This window comes from Bacteroides sp. 51 (assembly GCF_010500965.1).
In the GTDB taxonomy this organism is placed as follows: Bacteria; Bacteroidota; Bacteroidia; order Bacteroidales; family Bacteroidaceae; genus Bacteroides.
Genome location: NZ_QVMI01000032.1, coordinates 39,858 through 63,501 on the forward strand (window position 1 = coordinate 39,858; position 23,644 = coordinate 63,501).

A 23,644-nucleotide genomic window follows, 5' to 3' on the forward strand; every position below is an offset into this window, starting at 1 on the left:
ATGTTTATTTAATGCTATGGCTGACATTCTATCTGATTCAATTATAAGTAAGAGAGAACTATTTATTTAATGGAAAACTAAAACAATGATTTTATGAGAAAAAAAAGTGCTTATGTATGGTCCTTGGTTGCTGCATTGATGATGACGGCCTGTTCCTCGGATCAGAACGATGACGCAGCGAATGTTTCCGGTAAGACGGGAACGTTTGAACTGAGTATTAGATTTGATGACTCAAGCAAGGGAACCAGAGCACCATCTACTGCTATTCCTTCAACAAGCTGGAGTAATATCAAACAAATCCAGTTCTTTTTGTATGATAACACTGGTAAGATTGCCTGGTCGGCAATAGAAGTTCCGGGTAATGGTGCGGAAGCAACAAGAAAATATACTTATGCTACTGTTCCTGCTGCCACTTATACACTTGTTGCTGTGGCTAATGCTCAAAGTGATAATGATGCTGTATTTACAACTACATCAGAAGGACTGAAAAATTGGTCTGTAGCCAATGTGTATCAACAAAATGTTGCAAACCTGGCTATCAAGCATGCAACTGGAAGTTGGACTCCTGCTGTTACAGCCGGTAGTAAAGCAGAGACTGACCTTGCAGGTCTTACTCCACACACACAACCTTCGGAAGTGTTTATGGGTTATCAAACAGGTGTTGTTATAGCTTCTAATGCACCTGCTACTGCCACTTTAGACTTAAAACGCGAAGTATCAATGATGCGTGTACGTCTGGATCAGAAGAGTTATCCCGATGTGGTCGGAAACGTTGATTTCTCTGATGCAAAAGCAGCCGTTATGCTTTACAATCTGCCCGAACAAATGAGTATTCGTGAAGGTGACACTGGAGGTGTTAAAACCAGCGGCGGAAATCCTAATACAGTGGTTTCAATATCTACTAATGCTCTTTCTGTTGTAGGTGCTTATTCGAACGTATCTAATAACAATGATTATCTGAGTGGTAATTATGGATGGTGGAAAGACGTGATTGTATATCCTAACAATGATGGTCGTGCAACTAATGCTACCACTGGGGCTAAGGCTTCTAAACCATATTTCATCGTTATTTGTGGTATTGCGAAAGCTGGTCATCACTATGTTGGTGGTGCTGCAGCTGCTGTTGGCGCTCCTGTATTCTGGTATGGACAGATTAATGAAGTGTTTACTCCGAATAACATTCGTGAAGTTGACGTGATACTTCAAACTGGTGGTCTGCCAGAGCCTCCTCCAGTAATTATAGAGTATGGTGGATTGGAAATCACTGTTAATACTCCTAAGCCTTGGGGACAAAATATTCTGACTTCAGATCCTATTGAACTGTAAGCTACTTAAGTCCTGAATAATTTTCACTTTCCCGGCACTCGGGCAGGTTGTTTTATCTGCCCGGGCACCGGAAAGCTTAATACTAATGAAATAAATTGAAGCATGAGAAAACAATGGCTTCTCATAGTGTTTTTTACAGCATGCATTGCGAGTATATTTTCGTATACAGCATGTACTTATGATTATTTCGTAGACGAAACCAACTATATAGTTTATATTCCAGAAGTAAAAGATAAGACTATTGATGGTTGCCGGGTGATGGTATACGATAAATCGGGTCTGTTGGTGGGCGATAAATCGACCTCAACCTCAACGCATGATACCAAAATTCCCTTAGGTCTTTTTACTTTCCGTCTTCCTGTAGGTGATTATAAAGTATACTGCTATGCAAATACCGATGGGGTTGCATTTTCGGACGAAAATTCATATGAAACTTCTGCTTTTAGTTTGCTTAGTCATGAAACAGGAGACTCCTATTCGCAGCCGTCGGACGTCTTTTTCGATATCCTCGAACATACGGTTAAGCATCCGGGAATTCTGGTTTCCGATACGGCAGCTATCGAACGATATGTGGGGCGGATAACCGTACGTTTTAAGAACTTCCCATTCGATATAACCAATCTTGCAAGTATAGACCTGCTTGCCGAAGGAGTCGCTACCAAACAGTATCTTAAACACGATACGCTGACGACATATATTGCAGAGGGAGACGTTATGAAACATACAAATGATTTGAGCACCATATCCCTTGCGGGAGGAGTGCTGGAAGTGGATCATCGTTATTTCCCTTCAGTAGAAAATAGCTACAAGACCTTGAACTTTATGTTCTTTGATTCAGGCGGAACGCAGATCGCAAGAATACCAGTTGGTGTTGCCGATCCGGACACATATATTCCTTATCGTCTGTATTATGGTAAGCGTCTTATTATTGAAGTAGACCGGTATCTTATTACTACCATTCAGCTTGTAGGCTGGGATGAAGATATTAAGACTGGCGGAGAAGTAGGCGTGTGGTAAAATATAAAAAATAAAGAGAAGTATGAAAATAAAGACAGTCATAAGATATATACTAGGTGTAGCCGTGTTGAGCGCTATGACAACCATAGTCTCAGCTCAAAGCATAAAGATAAATACCCCGTTATGGCTTACCGGTTCTCCTAATGTCGGTTTCGAGTATACACTGACTCGTCAGGTAACCTTAAATGCTGATGTGCTATGGATGCCTTATCTGTTTAAAAAGAACGAAGAGGTGTTTCGTATATTCCAAGGTACTATCGAGGCGCGCTATTATTTAGATCCTCGCAACTACTATACCAACGATTCCTGGGATGGATTCTATGTAGGTCCTTATGCCATGTATGGTAATTTCAACATCGGGTTGCTGAAAAATGACGATATGGCACAAAGTACCCGCCGTAAAGGATGGGGTGTTTCCGGAGGTGTATCAACCGGTTATAAATTTGCTTTTGGAACCCGTTGGGCTTTAGACCTGAATATTGGTTTGGGATATGCTCATCTTCAATACGATAAATACCCTTTGGGTGGAGAGTACGTAAACTATCCTTTAGAGCAGAAGAAAACCCGTAAGTGGATTGGGCCAACGAAATTCGGTGTGCACCTTGTGTACAACATATTCCGTTAATGTTACGAATAAAAATTGCTGAAATGACAAAGAAGAAAACACAGATTTTCCTGTCTGCTATTGCGTTTCTTTTCTTACTCGTGGGAACCATTCCTGCGGTAGCCCAGGAAAGGAACACCAGCCACACCGAAAGGCGGGCGGACCGGAACTTTATCAGGCAGAAGTTTGATAAGGCAATGTCGCAGTATGAAACAGCTATTAAACGTGAAGAGAGCGAGTTGAACAGAGCATCCATGCACATGAAGACCGCACGTTTATATTTCATGCTACGCAATTATGCCAGCTCATCCGAGCACTATGAAAAAGCGTTAGAGATAAACGACGACCTGTTCTCGGTAGACGATTTGTGCAACTATGTAGATGCGCTACGGTTTATCGGAGAAGATAAAAAGGCCGAAGGCATTTGCCTCAACAATGCATATAAGAATATTTATAGCCATTACCAGCGCTATCAAAATACACTGGACGCCCTCGCAATGCGACACGCTATCGTTGAAGATCCGGGATATATTGCAAAGAAACTATCCATCAATGGCCCTAAGTCGGAATTCTGGGTAGGGAATTATGGGAATAAGCCTTTCTATGCAATGAGCTTTAGTGATTTTAATGATCCCGGCAAACTATTCTTCCACCGCACCCACTATTATGCGCTGGATGAAACTGATGAGGAAGAGATGGAAGATGCTGACTCCAAACCGAAAAAGGGTAAAACTCCTCGTTATTATGAATATTTCCGCCGTATACCTGTCGACCTGCAGAACGGGCCTCTTTCTTTCTCGCCCGATATGCGCATGATGGTCACTACAGTACTTGAATATGGCAAGACTAAAACAACTGTTGATGTAGCTGACAAGGCAACACGTCCTTTCCGGACACAACTACTTTACTCGACATTGAAGCATAGAGGAAACAGATACTCTAAGTATCAACCTATTTTCCCACAGGAATCCGGGTTCTCTTATGCTCATCCATATCTTTACAATGATGGTAATTCATTGTTGTTTGCATCCGATATGCCAGGTGGTTACGGAGGGTTCGACCTTTATGTAACTCACTATGATGGATATGCCGGCGAATGGAGTACTCCTGTAAACCTAGGTCCACAGGTAAATACCGAAGGCGATGAGATTTTTCCGGTACTATATGATGACCGTTTAATCTTCTCATCCAACGGACTGCCGGGCTACGGAGGGTACGATTTATTTAGTACGTTCTACGATAAAGATGGAGTTGTTCCTGGGGGAGTGATTCATTTCCCTTATCCGGTGAACTCGGTTTTTAACGATTATTATATGTGCCCGTTAACTCTGCACACTGCCTACTTTGTTTCCGATCGCGACCCTTTATCGCGCGATGATATCTATTTCTTACGCACAATCGAAGAGTTGGGTGCAGAACAAGGCCAACCTTTCTATGGAATGAGCGAAGAGGCAGCGGTAATGGGTGGACAACTATTACTTAGCGGTATGACAGAAACCGTTGTGCCCGAGTCGGTAACGTTGCAAGAACATGCTCCGAAAGGACTGTTGTTGACCCTTTATTTCGATTTTGATTCTTATGTATTGTCTCCTGAATCTATAGATCGTTTAAATCACTTCATCAGTGAAATGGGACACTACGCATTCAACGAACTGGTATTCGATGGCTATGCCGATGAAATCGGTAGCGAGCAATACAACTATCAGTTGTCCGAGCGCAGGGCAATGGCCGTATCCGACTATTTGCGCCAGCACAAAGTAATGGTTCCATTTAGTGTTACCGGTCATGGGCGACTTAAACTCTCCGAAAAGGAAGTGAACGAAGAAATGTCTCGTTATCCCTGGACCGAAGGTGGTGTTGATTGGGTGCGTGTAAACCGCCGTGCCCGCCGTGTTGAAATATATAATAAGTAACAGAATATAATAAAACAATATATGAAAAGGACAAATATTCATAGAGCTTTAGCAGTGTTTGTATTAGGTCTGGTGGCTACGGCACAGGTTTACGCTCAGTATATGCCTGTGGTTTTCGACAAAAAGTATGGAGATAACAATAAGATAGAACATGTATGTCCATTAGTCGGCGATGAAGTAGCTATGGTAGGTAAGGAAGGCCAGAAGTTTAACCTCACCTGGGTTGACCGTGAAGGTGAAGTGGTTTTCTCTATGCCTTTAACAGGATTCGCTTCGGTGAATCAGTTGACCGAATTGGATGATAATCGCTTGTTGATCGTAGGCCAGTCGGCTGTAGTAAATAAAGTAAAGGACAAAAAAGATATAACACTCTGCGGCCGGGTTGTTATCATGAACCGTTCAGGTAATACTGTTACGAATGTGTATGCAGGTTCGCAGGGTAGTGAAATTATGAAAGGCGCTTTGTTAAGAAGTGGCGCGCTGTTAGTATCCGGTTCCGAACCTAAAGCATCGGGCAGACAAGGCTTTATTATGAAAGTTGATAAAGACGGTAAAGTACTATATCAATATAGAAATGTGGAGAGTGGATACTGTGCTCATTTTGAGGTGCTTGGTAATACTACCGAGTATGTATGTGCTGTATTCTCTTCGTCAAAAGATAAGGAAAAATCGGCTATCGTCCGTTTAGATGATAGAGGAAAACCTTACTATATCACTCCGCTTCCCGCTGTTCGTTTTGAGGCTACCGCATTGAGCGCTAATATCAACGATGGTTCTGTTGTGTTGACGGGTAACTCACCTATTGATGGTGGCGTAGTTTATAAAATACGTCCCGAAGGTGATGTCGTTTTCGGTAAAACACTAATCCCTGCTACTGAGAATGCCAAACTTAACCATTTAAATGTGGCCCGTAACGGTAATATCCTTCTGGGTGGAACGGGTAACAAAGGATATTATGCACTGTTGCGTACAGACGGTACCGCCTTATATTCGGGTGTTGGTGCCGGTGTGGTATCAGGCGTAGGCATGAATGCCAGTACAGGAGAGTCTGTTGTGACTACTTACGACCTAAACGCCCGTCGCGGTTCGTTCGTTCGTATCTCCTCTACCGGGAAAGCTGAATTTACCCGCACCATAGAAGGAAACTTCGATAATGTTAAGGTATCCAACAATGGTGAGATCTTGCTTCTTTCTTCTGCCGAAGGGCGTGTAAGCATGTACTCGGCTACCGGAAATAAAGAATTCGATAGATTCATTACAGATAATAAACCAACTATGTATCGTGAGGCGCTGTCGGCTGCATCGGGCGAAGTACTCTTCCTTGGTGCAGGCAGCCGTCTCGTTAAGTTAGGCCACGGTCTTTATGTATCAGATGTAAAAATAACCAAACCTGTTAATGGAATAGCTACGGCAATATTTACTGTAACCCTGACTGGTTACGCCACGACAAAAGAAGGAGCGCCGATTCCTGTAAGTGTAGATTATAAGACAAGAGAAGTATCCGCCACAACAACAAACAATTTCACTCCGGTACAAGGTAAGTTATCGTTTACACCATCTCGTGGAACAGCAGATCGTTATTTAATTAAACAAGATATTGAAGTGGCAGTTAAGGCCAACAACCTGGTCGAAGGAATTAAAGAATTTGATCTGGCTCTTTCGGGTGTTCAACAAAGCTATCTGGTTAAGCCTGTGGGCAAAGCCATTATCGAAGATCACCAGGCTATCGTAAAACTGGTACGTACCGAAAGCGGTATTGAAGGTTCGAAAGACATATTGTATGAATTGGGACTATTCAAAACAGACGGTACTCCTCTGACCAACTCTACAGGTGCTAATATCATTGTTGACGGTACTTATGGTGAGGGTACGGCCGATGCGCTTGACTTCGACATGGGGCTGACTCCCCGTGCCATCTTTACCAACAGTCAGCAGAGGGCTACCTTTAGCGCGAAGACGTTGGAAGATACCCGCTATGAATTGCCCAAAACTGTTGTAATCAATTTCAATAAGATACACAACCTTAGCGGTTCTAATCTTGCATTCGATGGAGATTTGTTAAGTTGTAGTGGCATCGTTGTGGATCAGCCTGCTAAGGTTGCTATAACTTCGTTGGGCGATCATCGTATTAATAACAGTGCGGTATCCGGATTCTTCACCGTTTCGTTGCTTCGTGCGTCGGATGGTGCATTGCAAACCAACGTAACAGGAAATGATATTGTTGTGAATTGTGCCGTAATGCCCGATGCAAGCGCTAAAGAAGGTAAGGACTTTGTCTTTACTAACATCCACGACTTGCGTATCAGTGGTGACGGAAACCACAGTTCGGCCAATATAAATGGTGTGGTACTATATAGTACGGACGCAGTAGAAAAACTGGTTAAGTTGCAGGTGAAATCGGTTAATCACCCTGCTAAGGCGCAACCAATTACTGTTTCGGAAACAGAACGCGTTGCTGAATTTACTATACGGAAATAATGAGACCGGGTCTTCTTCCGGCGTTGTCACACTAGGGTGGTGCGCCGGAGGTAGATCAAATTAATGGGGATAATCGCTGACAATTGTTTGATTATGGCATATTCATCACGTCATTGGCAATCTTCCCGGGTGAAAACAGTGGAAGAGTTGGAATGGGAACGCAAAGAAAGTAGGAAACGTCGTTTACGTCGTTTTGGATTAGTCTTTCTATATACTCTGCTCATTGTCTCTTTTTTCGTGTGATCGGGATAGTGTGATAAGAACCCAAATAGAAAGATAAAAGAAATGAGTGTATCAAAGCTGGCTGATATTCCGGTGATTGAGAGCGTCTATGATCCTCTGAGTCAAAAACGTGATGGAACGATTACACCTTGTGCGCCGGTATTGATTTTCGGACACAACCTGTTGTGCTGGCCCAAAGATCAGGTAGAGTTTTTCTTATGCCCGGCAGAAAAGCCGGAGAGTATGATTCCCGTACTTGAGGTATATAAACATACGGAGAAACAAATACTGATCACACTGCCCGATGTAGAGCGGGGGCATTACTGCCTGGCGTTACAGTTAAAGGAAGAATCCGACGAAGAGCAAGTGTACCGTTTCCCTGTACTATGGCAAGTGAAAGCAATGACTCTGATGGATATATATTGTGAGAGGCGCAACATACCCTCTCCGAGATCATAAACCTATACTTATAACTAGATTGTTACACAAAAAAATAAACTTATGTTTAGAGGCATATACATAAAATTGATTAGTCCGGTTGTGTTTGTGGCATGTTGTATGTCGCTACTATCGTCATGCAGTGATAATGCCGACGGACCCGCAGACCCAAGGCTTGTAACCCTTAAAGTTACATTACCCCAGGATGAGGTATATGATATGAATTCTCCGGCTTCAAGAACGGGCAGCCCTGTTGGTGGTATAGGCGATGAGTCTAAAATAGAATCGGTGAAGTTCTTTATTTATAATGCAGACAACTCGGATCAGTTCGAAGTATATGCTACAAGCGAAAACAATTCGATGTGGGATGATGCCACTAAAACACTTCGTATCACAGTAGCTCAAGGGAATAAAAAGATTTATTGTATAGCCAACTGGGCAGACGACGCTGCCAAGGGAATGGCTGCCATCGCCGGTAATATGACGATTGCAAGTCTGACAAGTAAAACGCGTACGCATACGAATCTCGTTTTAAGTAATCCTCCGGTAATGGCGGGGTCGCTTTCTGTTAATATATTGGGTAGTGAAACAACTCCCTTCGTCATTCCGTTAAGGCGCCAGATTGCGCGGGTGGAACTGGCATTCAAACTGTCTGATGTATTGAGCATTGATAATACGGCAGATATTAAGATTACGGGGGTTAAGTTCCTGAAACTGCCTTCGGCTTCGTATGTTTTTCCTCAGTCGTCCATAGCTTGCCCTAGTGGAACAACGCTTTGGCCTCAAACTACTTTTACAGGTACAACATCGGCTAAATTAACCGGAACTAAGGTTGATTATGCTACGAAGTATTACATTCCGGAGAATGCTCCGGCTGCGGCAAACGCTACGACTATGGTTATAGGTGCTACCTACAATGGAGTTCCGACGTATTATAGTATTGCGATAAATCCGCGTTATAGTACGAATTATCCGCATACGCCGGATTATGTCATTGAGCGTAACCACACCTATCAGTATACCATTACGATAGAGGGCCGGGGTGCTGATACTGCGCCGGCAACGCGTAGTGATGTATCGGATAGTACAAACATTACATACAAACTAGAGATTAAGTAAAAACTACGATATGAGACAATATGTAACAGGAAAAACCGGTTTGGCCAGGTTGTTGACTGTAGCGTTGACTACATCCTTACTTACCGTATTATCGTGTTCGGATGAATTCGAAAAGACTGATGATACGCACAACCTGTCTATGGCCTTCTCGACGCGTGCGGGCGAAACGGCAGCCGAGCAGATACCGACAATGCGATTGTTCACTTTTCATGATGATTTCGGCGGAACTGACGATAAGAAGTTCTATAAAGAGATTCTGAATATGAAGCGTACAACGGATAAGATTACTGCTCAGGTAGAGGCTGGTCATAAATGGAATATGGCTTTGGTGTCTACACCAAACGGTGGAACTATCATTGCACCTGAAGTAGGTAAGCATATATCCGAAATGCCGTTGTATAAATATGAACCAACCTATCCGGTGGGCGGCAAGAGTTCGGATGCGCATGAAATGTATCTGGATAATCAATTAACTCCGACTATATCGGCAAACGCATTGGTCACTATGCCGGCTCAACTTAACCGTACGGTGGCAAAAGTGAATTTGATTATCAAGCAAACAACGCCCAACTTCAAGCTGTCGTCGGCTAAGCATAAGATAAAGCTGCATTACGTTCCGTCGACCATCAGTTATACCGGCGATTTGTTGCCAAGTGCAGCTAATCCCGATACACTGTCCAAAGGCTTGGAAGCACCTGTTACATTGGAGGTTGCCAATAGTACGTCTTATAAAGGAACGGAAGTGATTTCGTTTATCATACCTGCTCACCGGGGAGATGCTTATACATCGGCTACTCCGACTGACCTTGTGGGGGTGAAGATGGGGGTTGAAGTGATCCTTGAACGTACCGGAGGCACAATGTTCGATAAACAAGAAGAGATCTCGATTGTAGCTCAGTGTAATAAAGTACTGGAAGTTGAGATTACTGTGAATGATGGTTTGGAGTTCAAAACAAGCGTTCTGAACTGGGAAGGTGTAGGCATGGAGTCGACCGTTGGTGCAGGATATCAAAACTGGCTATATGTGAAGAAGGATGCTACAGGTAATGGCTTGTCGTGGAGTGATCCGCTTCCTAATATTAATGCAGCGATAACGAAAGCCGGATTGTTGAAAACTGCCGGCAAAACGGTGAATGGTATCCTTGTGGCTGGTGGATCGAGCTTGGTGTACAGTGAAAGTCTGGACATACCTGCCAATATAAAGATATATGGTGGATGGAAAGGCGAAAAAGGAACAGAACTTGCTGCTAGCGATGCAGTTAGTGCAGTTTATGCATCAGCAGGCCGGGATTTGTCGACCTATAAAACACGTCTTACTGTTGGTACGGGAAATGTCAAATTAACTAAAGAGAATACCGTCCTTGATGGATTTATAGTAAGTGGTACCGGAAGTGCAAGCGATGCCCTGGTTGCTGTTTCACACTCTACTGCATGGCTTAATGCGGTTGAAATTGATCAGCAGACATCGTTGGCTGCAACTTATGCATTGTCCGTATCTAATGGAGTTGCTACCAATGTATTGGCTAGTCGTAATAATAAAGGTGTTGCGGTTACTGCTACAGGGAAACTGGTCAATGCAACTATTGCTAATAATACGGCTACAGCTTCTTCTGTATTCTCTGGAACGTTACTTAATAGTATTTACTGGGGTAATGCCGGTAGTGTTTCCACGGCGGGAACGGTTAATTACTGTGCTTTCCAGGGAGCTACTGCTCCTACCGGAACAAACTATCCGTTGAATGCCACAAATAATGCGTGGTTTACAAACGCTACTATTTCTGTTCCGGGACCGCATTTTAATCAAACGACAAATGCTGCTGTGCCTTATTATTCTGTGAATACGTCGACTCCGAATCGTGCTCCCCAGCTGGCTCGTGGTGATCAGGCGTCTTTTGATAATGTTACGCCAGCTATGCTTGCTGTCAATAAACAGGATATCTATGGAAATCCACGTCACCATAACGGTACTGATATTGGGTGTTATGAAAGTACAGGTACACAAAAGGGATTTGAGTTCCGTTGGAATATGACAGATATTTATATTTCTCCAAAAGTATTGATTGAAAGTGACCACTTGGCTCTGCTGTTCGATAACTCGGAAGGTGCGTATGTACAGTGGGAAGCTACTGATTTCGTAATAATCAGCAGTCGTTATTCTGTTGTGGCAGGTACCACTTCCGGTAGTGGAAATACAGTGAATCTGGGTTCTTTCAAATTGAAGTCAAGTGCTACGAAAAACTCGGGTAATGGAGATTTAAACTGTGGCTCGTTAGTCTTTAAATGCAAGAATATAGATAAGTCATATTTCCCTGATGTGCCGATGACGGTTTATCAATCTCCGGCTGAACCCGCGGTTTGGAATGAAGGATATGCAGGATCATTCCATAGGTGGAACGAAACTGAGCCAAGATACATCTTTGGTGAGCATCTTGCCGGTGAAGAGTGGACTGCTCGTATTATTAGTGGTCATGACTGGATTAAGATTGATGGAAAACCACGGCCTGCCAATCCGAATAGTGATACGGAAGTTGAAGAAACTTTTGGAGGTGTGGTAACGGGCACCGGTAATGTTATCTTCCGGATTGGAATGAAGAGCACCTTAGCCAGTGCTTCCAGCCAGCCTCGATATGGGCTGATCTCTATAACTAAGCGTATTAAGGACTATAATAATAATACCTGGACTGCCAACAGGGGTTCTGCTTTGTTCTTCGTTCGTCAGGGTGAGGCTGCCGACTATTTGTATGGACCTGATGATGATAGGGCACTGGGTACCCGTACCGGTGCGGTTAAATTCTCGCCATACAATTTGACGGAGCCTAATGGTGGCTTTAATACCGCTGGAATATCTTTGGGTAAGAATGGAGGGCGCTTTGTCGATTATCCATCGAAAACCGGTTACTTCTTTAAGTGGAACAGCTTTATTGCTTACTATCCGGATAATTCTAAAACAGGAACTTCTATGGGCACTGGTTATAAATCGGGCAATTGGGATGATGCCAATGAACCATGTCCTAGTGGATATTTTACACCTACCGATGAGCAGTTTGTACATAGCTATTTCCTTAACCGTTCGCCGGCAAACAGTGGTTCTGGTAGTGCTGTTGGTACAACCTTTGTGTGGGGACGCCTGGCCGATGGTTATTACGATAAATTAGCAACAATAGGTGTGCGGACGGTAGGATCAGGTCCCGACCGGGCTACCGAAGGATTGTTGATGTATAATGATTATACCAATGCATCTGTATTCTTCCCAATGGCAGGTTACCGATCGACTACGTCTTTCAGTGGCGATTATATTGAATGGACTCAAACAAGTTCGCCAAGAGCTACTAGCACTATGTGGCATACACATAGCTATGGAAGTGGAAATACCGGACATTTAGGTATGTCATGTACAGGAAGACAACGTTATGATGGATTGTCGGTACGTTGTGTGAAAAAATAGTTCATTTAAAGACATTCTCCTCCGGCGCTTTGTCCCTCTTTGCGCCGGAGAGAATTAGACTCCACTATATATGAAACTTCTGCCATCTGATAAGGCAGATGGTTGTCGTGTTAGCATATGAAACATCCATGATGTGATATCACGATGTTTCTAAAAAAGTTGTTTTGTTGCTCCCCGGGAGGGGTCAGGCGTGGCCTGTACCGGGGATTTTTTTCGACAACACGGTAGGGAAGTTTGCATATGATGGGTCGGAGCCGTTAGTCATGAGAGGATATAAGTTATATAAAGATATTTATGGAAGGAACGTAAAAATGTTATTTGTTTTTTTAAGTCATCATTGAAATTAGACTCCACTATATGAAACTACTGCCTGTTATGGGCAGATGGTTGTCGTGTTAGCATAGTGAACATCCATGATGTGATATTATTGATGTCTCCAAAGTTGTTTTGTTGCTCCCCGGGACACCGAGCGAGGTTCATCCCGGGGTTTTTTAAGAAATACATTTATATACAATATATAATAGAAAAAGGCTATTAAAATAGCTTAGTAAACATCCATGATGTGAATCACGATGTTTTCTAAATCTAAATTCCGTTCATATGGTTTTTTCGTCCCAAAAGTATCATTAGTTACACAGAGACGTTAAGTCGCTGATTATTAAGACGGTTTTCTGTACGATTGATGTGTAGAAGTGACAAGCTAATGTCATAAGTATCATTGTGACGCACTTTCATCACTCCTGAAACCTATTCGATGAGATCTTATAAGACGGTTTATTTCGTTTAATCATCTACTTTATTGACTATAAATACACCCGGGTCTTTCACCTCAGAACACCCGGGTCTTTTAGTGTGATACACCCGGGTGTTCCGAGGTGAAAGACCCGGGTGTTTTGGTGCTTATGAAACTTTATGATTGAAGTTCTTCTATAATAGGCAGTTACGAGAAGCGTTTTATCTTGAAACCAGCGCCTATGGCATTAAAGATATTCTGAATAACAACGCGGTGCTCAGCTTTTTGGGGCAATCCGAAAGTCAGGTTGAATTAGTATAGTTTTATTAAAGTTCTGGCGTATTACAGGATGGGAAGGTATGGATTATTGTAGGGGCGGTTCGCGAACCGCCCCTACAGTTAATCATTTACATCAAAACCCTACAAAAAGGAATCAAACCGTATGTAGGATAATCGTTCTACTATTATTAACAACCTGTTTTTCTGTTTGACCCCTATAATACCATCCGCGAAAATATAATAGCCAAACTCAATCGGTTTATTTTCACAAACCTCACTTGTATAGTAAAGGAAGAAAAGTTCTGTATCTTTGGACACCCTTCGGATATATGTGTGTATATCGGAAAACGCTCGGATGGGATGTATACCTATATGCTGGTGCGAAGTGATTTAACGTTCCAGTCCCATCTTTAATTTGTGAGTTCCCCTACCAACGGTTTCTCCATGAGTTGCCTCACCTTTTCCGGTGGAAAACCATGACCTAGTAGAAACATCAACTTTGTTACAGCAGCCTCCGTTGTGCAGTCATATCCGCAAACCACCCCGGCTTGCAGCAATTGGTAGCCGTTGCCGTAGCGTTCCATCTCCACACTGCCCGCACTACATTGGGTTACGTTGACGGTGATAATCCCTTTTTCGGTGGCTTCGCACAAATGGCGGATGAACCACTCCTTTCGCGGTGCATTGCCCGAACCATAGGTTTCGAGCACAACCGCCTTCAACCCTTCGATTCCGAAGACAGCTTTTACAATGTTCTCTTCAATGCCCGGGAAAATCTTCAATATAGCCACATGCGTATCCAACAGGTAATGAGGTTTCAGCACTGCATCTTTCTTGGGACGAAGATGAATGTTTTGGTTGTATTTTATATGTATGCCGGCAGTGGCCAGTACCGGACAGTTGAATGAGCGGAAAGCATTAAAGTTTTCGGCATTCATTTTCGTGGTGCGGTTACCTCGCATCAGGTGGTTCTCGAAGAAGATACATACTTCCGGAATCAACGGGTCGCCATGTTCATCCCGGGCAGCGGCAATCTCAATGCTCGTCATCAGGTTTTCCTTTCCATCCGTGCGCAGCACACCGATAGGCAACTGCGAACCGGTCAGGATAACAGGCTTGTTCAGCCCTTCGAGCATAAAACTCAAAGCCGATGCGGTAAACGCCATCGTGTCGGTTCCATGCAGAATGACAAATCCATTGTAATTATCGTAATTGTTGCTGATGATTTTGACCAGGCTGCGCCATGCCTCCGGGTCCATGTCCGAAGAGTCGCGGGGCGGGTCGAACTGATAAGAGTCGATACGGAAGGCAAAACGGCGCAGTTCGGGTACGTACTTCTGTAGCTGCTCGAAATTAAAATTCTCGAGGGCTCCCGTTTCCGGATTCTCAATCATACCTATGGTTCCGCCTGTGTATATTAACAAAACGGAAGTTGCTCCTGGACTCATACCTAACAATTAAGTGATCTTCTACCGCAAAGATAATAATATATTCCATAATCGCTATCAAAATGATATTTAAACTGCTGTCTTTATTTGTCTTGAATGATTTCGTGTTGACAATCTGTCTTCCGCATAAAACCGGAAAGGCGTTAATTATATGCAAAAAAAATGTCTCAATTGATCAATTGAGATAAGAACGCTGCACCAAGCTTATATATTTGCTTCATTGCATTACTATGTCGTGTTTTAGTGTATAATGGAGTGGGAATGAGTGATTTACTGTAGGGGCGGTTCGCGAACCGCCCAATGCCCAGAATACACAGGAAACCATTTTCGGGCGGTTCGCGAACCGCCCCTACAGCTAATCATTTACACTCATAACTGGATGGAAATGAAGTAAAACTGTGTAGAAACCCTCATAACTAACATCAGTTAAATAAGGGATTTACCCAATCCCTGTTGAACTAAATAAATTAATTCATTAGAAATTAACGTGAGTTCTATATAAGAGATAAAGTAAAAAGATGTATCTTACAGGCTTTCGGCCTTACAGATAGATTCAAATGATGGCTTTTCATATTGAAACTATTTATCCAGATAATGTAAAATAGAGTAAAATGGTGTAAAGTGGTATATGATTGCCTAAACGTTTTAGATAAAACCCTTTTACGGCGGCTCATCCGAGGCCGCCGTTTCGTTTTAATAGGCGTATAAAGAGTTTGTAAGTAGCGCCTTTTTTCTTAAATGCCTCTTTTTATCACAATTTCTTAAGAAAAAGTGATAGATTGCAGATTTTATTATTATTTTTGCAGCACTTATCAAAATAAAGAGAACGAAATAGAAACGATGGTAGAATACTATTCACATATTGTAACGACGACATCTATGTGTACAACCATGACCCCTTGGGGTTAAGGATAGTATTGTGTTTCTACGTGAACCACGCTTATGGAAAGTAAGCAAAATCATTTCAAATCAGAATTTAGAATCTAGTAGTTAGTAGTTAGGCGTTAAAGTTCCATATCGTTTGGTAACTTTCAACTTTCAACTTTCAACTTTCAACTCCAAAACAATATGAAAGTAATGAAATTCGGCGGAACATCCGTAGGTTCCGTGAACAGCATTTTAAGCGTAAAGAAAATCGTAGAGTCGGTCGAAGAACCGGTAATTGTAGTCGTATCCGCTTTGGGAGGCATCACAGACAAACTGATCTATACCTCAAAGATGGCAGCAGCCGGAGACTCCAACTACGAAAATGAATTCCGTGAGATCGTTTACCGTCATGTAGAAATGATAAAAGAAGTTGTGCCCGCCGGTGAGGCGCAAGTGGCACTACAAAAACAAATCGGCGAACTGTTGAATGAACTGAAAGATATATTCCAGGGAATCTATCTGATCAAAGACCTGTCGCCTAAAACCTCGGATACCATTGTTAGTTACGGCGAACGCCTGTCGTCGATCATCGTGGCAGAGGTGATAGAGGATGCCGTATGGTACGACTCGCGCAACTTTATGAAGACCGAAAGGAAATACTCAAAACATATTCTGGATACCGACCTGACCAATCAACTGATAAAGGAAACTTTCAACGAAATTCCACAGGTATCTGTTGTAGGTGGTTTCATCTCTTCCGACAAAGTAAGCGGAAATGTAACCAATCTGGGACGTGGCGGATCGGACTATACTGCCTCTGTTATTGCTGCTGCACTGGATGCTTCCGTATTGGAAATCTGGACCGACGTAGACGGATTTATGACTGCCGATCCCAAAGTTATCTCATCTGCCTATACCATCGAAGAACTAAGCTATGTAGAAGCGATGGAACTTTGCAACTTCGGTGCCAAAGTGGTGTATCCGCCAACCATCTATCCGGTTTGCCATAAAAATATTCCTATTCTGATAAAGAATACCTTCAACCCCGATGCCAAAGGAACGATCATCATCCAGCGGAATGGAGTTGGCGAAGGTAAAGCCATTAAAGGAATCTCTTCCATCAATGATACCAGCCTTATCACCGTACAAGGTTTGGGTATGGTAGGGGTGATCGGGGTAAACTACCGCATCTTCCGCACATTGGCGAAGAGTGGAATCAGTGTATTCCTTGTATCACAGGCTTCATCCGAGAACAGCACCTCAATTGGCGTACGTAACGCCGACGCCGATCTGGCCTGCCTGGTGTTGAACGAAGAATTCTCGAAAGAAATTGAAATGGGCGAGATCACCGAAATCTCGGCAGAAAAAGACCTGGCTACCATTGCCATCGTAGGCGAGAACATGAAACACACCCCGGGTATTGCCGGAAAGCTGTTCGGCACGCTGGGACGTAATGGTATCAGCGTAATTGCTTGTGCCCAGGGAGCATCGGAAACCAATATTTCGTTTGTAGTCGAATCAAAGTTCCTGCGCAAATCGCTGAACGTAATCCACGATTCATTCTTCCTGTCCGAGTATCAGGTATTGAACCTCTTTATCTGCGGAACAGGTACGGTGGGGGGTAGCCTGATCGACCAAATCCGTACGCAACGTCAGAAACTAATGAATGAAAACGGACTGAAACTGAACGTAGTAGGTATTGCCGATAATATAAAAGGACTCTTTACCCGCGAAGGTGTCGATCTGGATAATTATCAGGAAGACCTTTACGCCAAAGGCATTGATAGTACGCCGCAGATATTATGTGATGAGGTAATCGGCATGAATATCTTTAACTCCGTATTTGTGGATTGTACCGCCAGTCCGGATATTGCCGGTCTATACAAAGACCTGTTGTCGCACAATATCTCTGTCGTAGCCGCCAACAAGATCGCCGCATCGTCTGAATACGACAATTACCGTGAACTGAAACAGATTGCCCGCCGCCGTGGTGTGAAATACTTGTTCGAAACCAACGTAGGAGCCGGATTGCCTATCATTAAAACGATCAATGACCTGAGCAACAGTGGCGATAAAGTTCTGAAGATTGAAGCCGTGCTTTCGGGAACATTGAACTATATTTTTAATAAAATCAGCGCAGATATCCCATTCAGCCGCACCATCAAGATGGCACAGGAAGAACGTTACTCGGAACCCGATCCACGTATCGACCTGAGCGGAAAAGACGTAATCCGCAAGTTGGTAATCCTGGCCCGTGAAGCTGGCTATCAGCTTGAACAGGAAGACGTGGAAAAGAACCTTTTCGTTCCCGATTCATTCTTCGAAGGTACACTGGACGACTTTTGGAAACAAGTACCTACGCTGGACGCCGATTTCGAAGCACGCCGCAAGGTACTCGAAAGCGAAAACAAACACTGGCGCTTTGTAGCCAAGCTGGAGAATGGTAAAGGCTCCGTAGGCTTGCAGGAAGTAGACTCTACCCATCCGTTCTACGGACTGGAAGGTAGCAACAACATCATCCTGCTGACCACCGAGCGCTACAAAGAGTATCCGATGATGATTCAGGGATACGGTGCAGGAGCCAGCGTAACTGCCGCCGGTGTATTTGCGGATATCATGAGTATAGCGAACGTTTAATTTAGTTGAAAATTGAAAGTTGAAAGTTGAAAGTTGCCATGCGGTATAACTGGTTCAATTCCTAACTTTTAGCTAGTGCAACTCTTAACTCTTAACTTTCAACTGTCAACTCTCAACTGTCAACTTTAAAAATGAAATTTTTAATAATCTTGGGAGATGGGATGGCCGATTGGCCGGTAAAATCTCTTCAAAACAAAACATTGCTCCAACATGCCAACATTCCATATATGGATATGTTGGCACGGATGGGCAAAAATGGTCTTCTGGCAACAGTGCCCGATGGCTTTCACCCGGGAAGCGAGGTGGCCAATATGTCTGTCCTCGGCTATAACCTTCCGAAAGTTTACGAGGGCCGCGGTCCATTGGAAGCCGCCAGCATTGGCGTTGATCTGAAACCCGGCGAAATGGGAATGCGTTGTAATATCATCTGCATTCAGGGCGATAATATAAAGAACCACTCTGCCGGGCATATCTCCTCCGAAGAAGCCGAAGAATTAATACGGTTTCTGGACGAGAAACTCGGAAATGATCAGGTAAAGTTCTATCCCGGAGTATCCTACCGCCATCTGTTGGTTATTAAGGACGGCAATAAGAACCTCGATTGCACTCCGCCACATGACGTTCCGCTAAAACCTTTCCGCCCATTGATGGTGAAAGCACAGGAACCCGCAGCAGAAGAAACCTCTCAACTTATCAATGACCTCATCCTGAAATCTCAGGAACTCCTCAAAGATCACCCCGTTAATCTGAAACGTATAGCCGAAGGCAAAGACCCGGCAAATAGCATCTGGCCATGGTCGCCGGGCTATCGTCCGCAAATGGAACCGCTTTCCGAGACTTATCCGCAAATAAAAAGCGGGTCGGTAATCTCGGCGGTCGATCTTATTAATGGAATTGGTTATTATGCCGGACTGCGCCGCATTGACGTAGAAGGGGCCACCGGACTATACGATACGAACTATGAAAACAAAGTGGCCGCAGCACTGGAAGCGCTTAAAACCGACGACTTTGTTTATCTGCATATCGAAGCCAGTGACGAGGCCGGGCATGAAGGCGACGTCAACCTGAAACTGAAAACCATAGAAAACCTCGACAGTCGTGCTGTCGGTCCTATCTATGAAGCGGTAAAGAACTGGGATGAACCGGTGGCCATAGCTGTGCTCCCCGATCATCCAACCCCTTGCGAACTGCGTACACATACCAACGAACCTATTCCTTTCCTGATCTGGTATCCCGGTATTGAAGCCGATGCCGTGCAAGTTTATGATGAGGAAGCAGCAAAGGATGGAGAGTATGGAGTACTCAAAGAGGATGAATTTATGAAAACCTTTATGCGGCAAGGTACCGCTGCCAAGTTTCATTCAGATAAATATTAAAATTATGAAAAGAAGTCTTTTCCTTTCCTTGTTTCTGATTAGCGTACTGGCACTTTCGGCAAAGGATCGTGTCATTGAGAACCCACACTTTAGTGTAAGTACACATGGCAATGTTATCGTTACCAAAATCACGCTTGCTAAAGATGCAACCTTGCTCAATATGGAAATAGGGCATAGTCCACGCTCCTGGATTCGTATAGATTCGAAGACCTATATTCAGGTGGATGATAAGAAGTACATAGTCGACTCGGCAGAAGGCATTGAACTGGATAAAGAAGTCTTTTCGGACGAAACCAATAAAACATCTTTTGTACTAAAGTTTCCAGCCATTGACCCGAAAGCAAAGACACTGGATTTTATAGAGTCCGATTGTGAGAGTTGTTTTAAGATATGGGGATTGAATCTGGACCCCAAAACACCATCCGTTTTTGATGAGGTTCCTGAGAGTATTAAGAATCTTGCAGTAATAAAAGATGATGGGAAATCATTGGAAACACCCATATTAAAGCAAGGTGTTGGTGTATTAAAAGGAACACTGTTGGGATATAAACCGGGTATGGACTTTAAAGTTCAGATATTTGTAAACAACCCATTGACCGCTGCACAAGAAGAACTCGAAACCCAGGTAGAGAATGACGGTTCTTTTAAAATAGATGTTCCTTTGGTTACTACAATGGAAGTACTGTTAAGATTCTCCTCTTATAATAAGTACATCCTCTTGTCGCCGGGCAAAGAATCATCAGTGTACGTTGATCTGCATCAGAAGAGTTACCAGGAAACATCAAATAAAGCATTGAGGATTTCCAACTCTAAATACATCTTCTGGGATGGGGAAAACGCGGATATTAATAATCAGATGGAAGATATTGATCTACCTAAGATCATAAGACATGCCTTTTTCTCAGATAAAAAGTACTCAGATATACTGGGTATGGATGCTTTACAGTACAAAGCTTACATACTAAAAGCCTTAAATGAGGCAATTGAAAGCCTTTCAGATAAAAAACTGACAAATAAAGCAAGGGAATTTGCTATAATCAGTTTGAAAAACTCGGCTGATTATACATTATTCTATGGGAAATATGACTTGGAACAGGCATACCGTAAAGCCAATAATCTGAGTTATGAGGATAAGTTGATTGGTTTTGTAAGACCAGAGTTTGATCTGGATTATTATTCATTCCTGAAAGAACTGGATTTCAATAATCCGATGAATCTTTATTCGGAACACTATGGCTTTAATGTGAGGGCTTCCACATACATAAGGGTTGATTCCGAAGAGGTATCTCAATTAGGTCCGGAGTTCTTTCAACAGTTGATTAATACGGGAAACCTGACTCCTGAAGAAAAAGAAGCGGCAGAATATTCTATTGCAAACTTTCCGGAAAATTGGAGTAATGAAAGAATCAATATCTATAAGAAGGTAAAAGTCAAATTCTCACAGATGCTGATTGATTCGTTAAACTTACAGGATGGTGGACTGCAATTAGCCAACCTTATTATTGATGTGTGTAAGGACCCAGGTTCCGGTATAATGGATGTTATCAATAATGAACGAAAGTTGACCATGGAGTTGTTCCAAAATAACCTCGTTACACGGGAACAGTGGATGTCTTTCAATAAAATGTATGAGAGCGAACTTCAAGTAGAAGATACGCTCGCACCGGAAGAGAGACAAAAGCGTATGCTAGCTTTTCATGAGAAATTCGGAGATGAAATGAAGGCTTATATGGAGGCTCTTTCTTTTAAGACGGCTACCTCCCGGTTGAGTGGTATATTGGGAACTGCCGAAGGAACTGTTTTTGATTTGGCAACCGTTCAGAATGCATGTCGGAAGTTTGAGGAATATACGCCATTAACAACATACGACATAGAGGCGCTTAAGCAAATAAAAAATCCTTTTTACCTTCAGTATGCTCTCGAAAGGAACAATGCGCTTCTTGCAGAATTGGAACGGAATAAAGGTAAAAAAGGATTTACCATTCATGATACTCCTCAAACCGAGGGCGAACAATTATTTCAGGATATTGTGAAGCCTTTTGAAGGGAAGGTTATTCTGATTGATTTCTGGGCTACTTGGTGTGGTCCGTGTCGCTCGGCAATGAAACAATTCGAATCGGCTAAAAACGAGCTGAAAGAGAAAGGAGTTGTATTCATCTATCTTACCGATGAATCATCACCACAAGGTACATGGGAAAACATGATCTCGAATATATCGGGTGAGCATTTCCGTATGACTTCTTCTCAATCAAACGCCCTGCATAAAAAGTTTGGAGTAAAAGGAATTCCGTCTTATCTGATCTTGAATAAGAAGGGCGAACAGGTTTATTTCAAGGTTGGTTTTGAAGGATCGGATAGACTGTCTCAAATGTTGAATGACGAATTAAACAAATAATATCTATATAACTAATGAAATATTACAGTACTAACAAGCAGGCTCCTATGGCATCTTTGCAGGATGCAGTTGTGAAAGGGCTTGCTTCTGATAAAGGGTTGTTCATGCCCGAAACGATTAAACCATTACCAAAGGAATTCTTTGACACCATAGAAACTCTTTCTTTTCAGGAAATCGCTTACCGGGTGGCCGATGCCTTCTTTGGCGAAGATGTTCCTGCCGATGTGTTGAAAGACATTGTTTACGATACATTGAGTTTTGATGCTCCATTGGTGCAGGTAACCGATAATATCTATTCATTGGAATTGTTCCACGGACCAACGTTGGCGTTTAAAGATGTTGGAGGGCGTTTTATGGCTCGCTTATTAGGATACTTTATTCGTAAACAGGGACAGAAGAATGTCAATGTGCTGGTGGCTACTTCGGGAGATACCGGAAGTGCCGTAGCCAATGGCTTCTTAGGAGTAGATGGCATTCATGTATATGTGCTGTATCCGAAAGGCAAAGTAAGTGAGATTCAGGAGAAGCAGTTCACTACATTGGGACAGAATATTACTTCTCTTGAAGTGGATGGTACATTCGATGATTGCCAGGCATTGGTTAAGTCGGCTTTTATGGATAAAGAGCTGAATGACCACTTGCTGCTTACTTCGGCTAATTCTATAAACGTAGCCCGTTTCCTGCCACAGGCGTTTTACTATTTCTATGCTTATGCTCAACTCAAAAAGTTAGGTAAGGCAGATGATGTTGTAATGTGCGTGCCTAGTGGTAACTTTGGTAATATCACGGCTGGGTTATTCGGCAAGCATATGGGGTTGCCTATCAGCCGTTTTATTGCTGCTAATAATAAGAACGATATATTCTATCAATACCTACAGACCGGTGTATATAATCCTCGTCCGTCTATCGCTACTATTGCGAACGCGATGGATGTAGGTGATCCTAGCAACTTTGCCCGTGTACTTGATTTATATAATAATTCGCATGAAGCCATTACAGCCGAGATCAGCGGAGCGACTTATACCGATGAGCAAATACGTGAAACGGTAAAGAAGGTATACGAAGATACCGGATATCTGCTAGATCCACACGGTGCTTGTGGTTATCGTGCGTTGGAAGAAGGGCTGAAAGCCGAAGAAACCGGTGTATTCCTGGAAACAGCACATCCAGCTAAGTTCCTGGAAACAGTAGAAACTATTATCGAAGATAAAGTAGAGATACCGGCTAAATTGCAGGAGTTCATGAAGGGGCAAAAGAAAAGCCTCCCAATGACGAAGGCATTTGAAGACTTTAAAAAATACTTGTTGGGTTTATAATTGTAGGGGCGGTTCGCGAACCGCCCTCTTA

General features: G+C 43.1%; 13 protein-coding genes. 12 read left to right on the forward strand and 1 reads right to left on the reverse strand.

The window, feature by feature from the left end:
* Positions 1–138 precede the first annotated feature (138 nt).
* The 8 genes from D0T87_RS19135 (at position 139) to D0T87_RS19170 (ending at position 12,562) form a co-directional block, all read left to right on the forward strand.
* Complete coding sequence (locus D0T87_RS19135) at positions 139–1,326, forward strand: FimB/Mfa2 family fimbrial subunit (protein WP_163177056.1); 1,188 nt, start codon at positions 139–141, stop codon at positions 1,324–1,326.
* A 102-nt stretch (positions 1,327–1,428) separates the two neighbouring features.
* A complete protein-coding gene (locus tag D0T87_RS19140; RefSeq protein ID WP_163177058.1) occupies positions 1,429–2,343 on the forward strand; it encodes a FimB/Mfa2 family fimbrial subunit in 915 nt (304 codons plus the stop codon).
* A gap of 28 nt (positions 2,344–2,371) precedes the next feature.
* Positions 2,372–2,968: a DUF3575 domain-containing protein gene (locus D0T87_RS19145; RefSeq protein ID WP_163177122.1), complete on the forward strand. Its 597-nt coding sequence runs from the start codon at positions 2,372–2,374 to the stop codon at positions 2,966–2,968.
* Positions 2,969–2,991: 23 nt separating this feature from the next.
* The gene (locus tag D0T87_RS19150) at positions 2,992–4,860 is read left to right on the forward strand and encodes an OmpA family protein (RefSeq protein ID WP_163177060.1); all 1,869 of its coding nucleotides are present in this window, start codon (positions 2,992–2,994) and stop codon (positions 4,858–4,860) included.
* 21 nt (positions 4,861–4,881) lie between these two features.
* Positions 4,882–7,338 (forward strand): Calx-beta domain-containing protein, encoded by a 2,457-nt coding sequence (locus D0T87_RS19155; RefSeq protein ID WP_163177062.1) that lies wholly within the window; start codon positions 4,882–4,884, stop codon positions 7,336–7,338.
* 285 nt (positions 7,339–7,623) lie between these two features.
* Positions 7,624–8,019 carry a DUF4469 domain-containing protein gene (locus D0T87_RS19160; RefSeq protein WP_163177064.1) on the forward strand — a complete coding sequence of 132 codons (396 nt, stop codon included), beginning with the start codon at positions 7,624–7,626 and terminating at the stop codon, positions 8,017–8,019.
* Positions 8,020–8,061: 42 nt separating this feature from the next.
* Positions 8,062–9,117 (forward strand): fimbrial protein, encoded by a 1,056-nt coding sequence (locus D0T87_RS19165; protein WP_163177066.1) that lies wholly within the window; start codon positions 8,062–8,064, stop codon positions 9,115–9,117.
* Positions 9,118–9,127: 10 nt separating this feature from the next.
* Entirely contained in the window at positions 9,128–12,562 is a 3,435-nt protein-coding gene (locus tag D0T87_RS19170; protein WP_163177068.1) for a hypothetical protein, read from the forward strand.
* A 1,422-nt stretch (positions 12,563–13,984) separates the two neighbouring features.
* On the opposite strand, the gene D0T87_RS19175 is transcribed toward D0T87_RS19170, so the two are convergent.
* Positions 13,985–15,022, reverse strand: a complete 1,038-nt coding sequence (locus D0T87_RS19175; protein WP_163177070.1) for an asparaginase — start codon at positions 15,020–15,022, stop codon at positions 13,985–13,987.
* 1,068 nt (positions 15,023–16,090) lie between these two features.
* On the opposite strand from D0T87_RS19175, the gene thrA reads away from it, so the two are divergent.
* The 4 genes from thrA (at position 16,091) to thrC (ending at position 23,613) form a co-directional block, all read left to right on the forward strand.
* On the forward strand, positions 16,091–18,526 hold the full coding sequence (thrA, locus tag D0T87_RS19180; RefSeq protein ID WP_163177072.1) for a bifunctional aspartate kinase/homoserine dehydrogenase I: 2,436 nt from the start codon (positions 16,091–16,093) through the stop codon (positions 18,524–18,526).
* Positions 18,527–18,657: 131 nt separating this feature from the next.
* Complete coding sequence (locus D0T87_RS19185; protein WP_163177074.1) at positions 18,658–19,902, forward strand: cofactor-independent phosphoglycerate mutase; 1,245 nt, start codon at positions 18,658–18,660, stop codon at positions 19,900–19,902.
* A gap of 4 nt (positions 19,903–19,906) precedes the next feature.
* Complete coding sequence (locus D0T87_RS19190) at positions 19,907–22,297, forward strand: TlpA disulfide reductase family protein (protein WP_163177076.1); 2,391 nt, start codon at positions 19,907–19,909, stop codon at positions 22,295–22,297.
* 14 nt (positions 22,298–22,311) lie between these two features.
* Positions 22,312–23,613 carry a threonine synthase gene (gene thrC / locus D0T87_RS19195; RefSeq protein ID WP_163177078.1) on the forward strand — a complete coding sequence of 434 codons (1,302 nt, stop codon included), beginning with the start codon at positions 22,312–22,314 and terminating at the stop codon, positions 23,611–23,613.
* Positions 23,614–23,644: the final 31 nt, after the last annotated feature.